Genomic DNA, 4463 nt, shown 5'->3' on the forward strand with positions numbered 1-4463 from the left:
TCATGCCTTCCTCACCCCCTTCCGAACTACCCTCCAATGAACCCTCAGTCATGCCCTCTGTTGGGGTGGGTTCTAAATCGATAAAGTCAGGAATTCCATTGTTGTTTTTGTCGGATGTACCTTCTATTTGGTCGGGTATTCCATCATTATCACTGTCGAGGTCAAGTAGATTTGGAATACCATCATTATCATAATCACCGACACCTTCAATAATGTCTAAGATTGTGTCATAGTCAGTATCTTTTGATGTAATTACGGGGATAAATTGGACTGTTTTTTCTATTTTGTTGTGTGAAACAAAGGACAAGAGTCCATAAGTTCTATAATATAGGTAATTATCTTCGTTGAAATTGAATTCCAATTCGGTATTATTTTTAGCAAATGAAAAAACGTTTTGAATTGCTGGGGAATGGATAGAGAATGATTTTTCCTTTAAGTTATATAAGTATCTATATTTAGGTTGGCCAGGTACCTGTTTTGGCATTTGGTCAACAACAACGGGTATATCTTTGTTAATCTTTGACTCGCAGAAAAATCCAAAACTGCTATAAGTATTTGTTAATTTTAGGTCTTTTGCATTTACTATCATGACCATTGTATTTGTTCTAAATAAGTTTGTGTCGTATTCAGAACTATTGAACTCATTTATAGGGTATTGAACAGTAGTGGTTTGGTCTTTGAGGTCAGATAGAATGGATACAAATACATCTGAGGATGGGGGAGGAACATTCCCTGAATAGTTAGTCCCATTATATAATGAGTAATCTGAATGTCCATCATGGTTCGTATCTATATAGATGGTAAAAGTAACTTGACTTGGTGAATTCCAGGGGCTATAAGTAGAAATTAGAAAGTAAATTTTAGCATTTTCAATGTCCTCAGGATTATCAAGGTAGGAGAGATTATCGGTAATACCGACATAGTGAATATTTCCACATCTAAAGTATTCTGGCAGGTTATTCTTCTTTTCGCCGATACCTTTTAGTTCGTAAAGGGATATGAAGGATATATAATCAAATGGGAAATTGTCACCTGTATGCAAATCTTTACCCACAACATTTAACGTGGACGTAGTTTGAGTACTTAAATCTAATGATGAAGGAACCAAATTAAGATCAGAAACAGGTCGGGGTTGGGCATAAACAGGAAGCTGTAGAGTCTTAAAACTATCTTTTTCATATAACATGAGTTTGCCACTAAATTCACTTATCCAGGCCCTATTCGGTTCATAATAACGTGAGTCAATAGAACCTTCTCTTGTATGTTTCAATGCTGTTGCGTCAATATCAAGTTTTATTTGTAAATCTATGTAATCTTCTGGATTTATCTGAAAGGTTGTTTGATTGGGCAAGACAAGATTTACCCCATCTATAGTTGAATAGGGAACAAAGTACATATCAAATGATTTTATTTGATTAGATTTATTTTCAATACGAACCCATTTCTCTTCATTTGTAGATTCAGATACTTCAAAAGTTTCGAACGTTAAGGAAACTGCCTCTGGATTATCCCTGCTATAGAACAGCACATCCGTCATCATATTGTAAAAGATATTATTAACCCCGACACCTCCAACTTGAGGTGGGGCAGAAATGATCTCATTATTCAGTAAAAGGAAGACATCAAAGACTGCATTATTCATAAGAATCGTCTTTATTTCTTGCGGGGTAAGAGATGGATTAAGTTCTTTTAGTATTGATGCAACTCCTGAAACATGAGGAGCAGACATTGATGTTCCTGAACTTGTTTGACTTAAAGGGTTTGAACCCAAATTGGCTGACTTTATTCTTACACCTGGTGAAGAAATGTCAGGTTTTAATATGACTTTTCCAGATGAAGACATGGCAGGTCCTCGAGATGAAAAATAGGCTAAACGTCCTGGAATACCATTTGTTATATTAGGGTCGTTATCCTCACAGGCGGAAACCGCAACCACATGTTCTGCGGAGGCAGGTGTCCCTAATGCGTAGTAACTATCTCCACGATTTCCTGCAGATACTATAATTAAAACACCTGCTTTTGTAGCATTATTACAGGCGATGCTTTCAGGGGTATCAGAAAAACCATAATCTTCACCTAATGATAGGTTTAATATATCTAAATGGTCTGAAAAATCTCCATCCTGGTTCGGGTCTACAGCCCATTCAATTGCAGGAATAAGAATGTCACTTTTTGAACTTTTGGAAAAAATCTTTAAGGCAAATAATTCTGTTTTTGGTGCAATCCCAGGATAAACTGAGAAAGGATTACCCATTGTTTGTTGTGTGTAATCATCAGTATAGGTTATACCATTATCTAAAACACCATAGCCACCTATAATCCCTGCGACATGTGTCCCATGTCCATTTTGGTCGAATGGGTCAGGGTCAGGTATAGGAATATTTTTACCATAAACCTCTGGGTCATAGTCTTCTCCTACGAAATCATATCCCCCAACAATTTTATCTGTTGGAAATGGGACATCACCAATAATTGTAGGGTCGTTATTATTGTAATCCTCTTGAAGACCTGAACCACCAAAGTCTTTATGAATGTAGTCAATACCCGTATCGATGACACCAACTCTTATATTTTTGCCTGTTAATTGGTAGGTGTCCCATATCGGTGGAACCCCTAAAAATTGGAGGCTGTATTGTAAGTTCAAACTCACCCTTGATAAGACATGGATAGATTTAACTTCTGGCATTTCCTTTATCTGTTTCATTTCAGTTGGAGATAAAAAGATGGCTATCCCATTAATAACACGTCTAACTTTAAATAGGGGATTGTTGATAGAACTCTTTTGCTGTGATAGTTTATTTAGAAATAATGTTTGTTCTTTATTAATTTTGTCGATATGTTTCTTTAAGTTTAACTTTTTCTCTGAATCGGTTATTTTTAATTTTTTGATTTGTAGATAATAATCAACACCACAAGGAGTATTTAACTCAATCAGCACAGGCAAATCATCAGCAAATATTGCTACTGGCACGAAAATAAAAAAAACAAGGAACATTAAAACGATTTTCTTTTTGATTGACTGCATATAAACCATTTCTTTTTTGTGATATAATTTATAATTTATTGCATTATAAAAAACCTATAATACATTTTTATCATGCCACAAGACCTATATAATAAAACGTATCATACAGAATTAACAAAAGTTACATGGATAGGTTTTTTCTTAAATCTTATCCTTGTCTTGTTAAAAATTGTTGTTGGCTATTTCAGTCGTAGTCAAGCACTGATTGCGGATGGCTTTCATAGTCTCTCTGATGGTGTAACAGACCTTGCAGTGCTTTTAGGGAAACATTTCTGGACTGCTCCTGCTGATGAGGAACATCCACATGGTCATGGTAGAATAGAGATGCTAATAACTATTTTTATAGGTATTTTATTAGGTATTGCGGGTATATTTTTAGCATCAAACTCTATAAAAACGCTAAGTATTGACAGGAAAGAAACAATTTTATCACTACCAATAATTATTATTGCTGGTTTTTCAATAATATCAAAAGAAATCTTATATCGTTATACTGTTTTTATTGGGAAGAAGATTCAATCATCCGCAGTTATTGCAAACGCATGGCATCATCGTTCTGACAGCCTGAGTTCTATCCCAGTGGCAATTGCGGGGATAGGGATAATGATAAGCCCATCATACCAAATGTTAGACCCATTAGGAGCATTATTAGTGAGTATATTTATTATCTACTCTGCCTATCAGATAGTTCATCCTATGCTAAATTATTTGATTGACCAAGGGATGTCTAATAAAGAGATAGAACAACTAAATATGATAGCGAGGTCAATAGAAGGTGTTAAAAGTATCCATGCCATTAGGAGCAGACATATAGGTGGAGGAATTGCTATTGACCTTCATGTATTAGTAAATCCAGAACTAACTGTAAAAGAGGGGCATTTGATATCAGGGAAAGTAAAGCGCGCCTTATTGGAAAGAGGAGAGAATATTATTGATGTATTAATTCATATAGAACCTTATGAAGAGAAACCAAAAGAGGAAGAGAGTCATAAAATGTAAATGTATATAAGACAATAATAATATAAATTATAATAATGAACATAGTAATTCATTTAGGTTTTCAACACGATATTTCGTAATAATACTGAAATATAAAACAAAATTAAGTCCATCTAAACATAAAATATTTTCACTCTAAAGCAATCATTTCCATTTACTTTCAAAATGGATAGTTTGTTTATAGTTGTTTAATAATTTTACTTGATTTAATATTTACACTACTGTTTATTCATTGATTAACTATATTCGAGTAAACCAATTCTTATTATTTTTCTCCTATAAAATTATATTATTACACATGTTCTGCTTGTGATTAAAAGAGTAACACACGCAGGAGTGGCTGGGGTTCTATAAATATTTTTTTATGAGGATTAAAAAAAAATTAATTTAAAAAATGATGATATTAAAGTTGAATTTTATTTTTTTATTTTGGCAAAAT

General features: G+C 33.8%; 2 protein-coding genes. One reads left to right on the forward strand and one right to left on the reverse strand.

The genetic code is table 11. The features are described 5' to 3' along the window. Positions 1–3025, reverse strand: a 3025-nt coding sequence (locus PLJ10_10330) for a S8 family serine peptidase (GenBank protein HOK10045.1), incomplete at its 3' end; no start/stop codon positions are given. A 72-nt stretch (positions 3026–3097) separates the two neighbouring features. Here PLJ10_10330 and PLJ10_10335 point away from each other — a divergent pair. After that, positions 3098–4024, forward strand: coding sequence for a cation diffusion facilitator family transporter (locus tag PLJ10_10335; GenBank protein HOK10046.1), 927 nt, complete (start codon positions 3098–3100; stop codon positions 4022–4024). Positions 4025–4463 lie beyond the last annotated feature (439 nt).

Origin of the sequence: Candidatus Hydrogenedens sp. (genome assembly GCA_035361075.1) — a bacterium.
Lineage (GTDB): Bacteria > Hydrogenedentota > Hydrogenedentia > Hydrogenedentales > Hydrogenedentaceae > Hydrogenedens.

Excerpts from the sequence above, each read along its gene's own strand:
- PLJ10_10335 (HOK10046.1), top strand. The coding sequence starts at position 3,098 with ATGCCACAAGACCTATATAATAAAACGTATCATACAGAATTAACAAAA.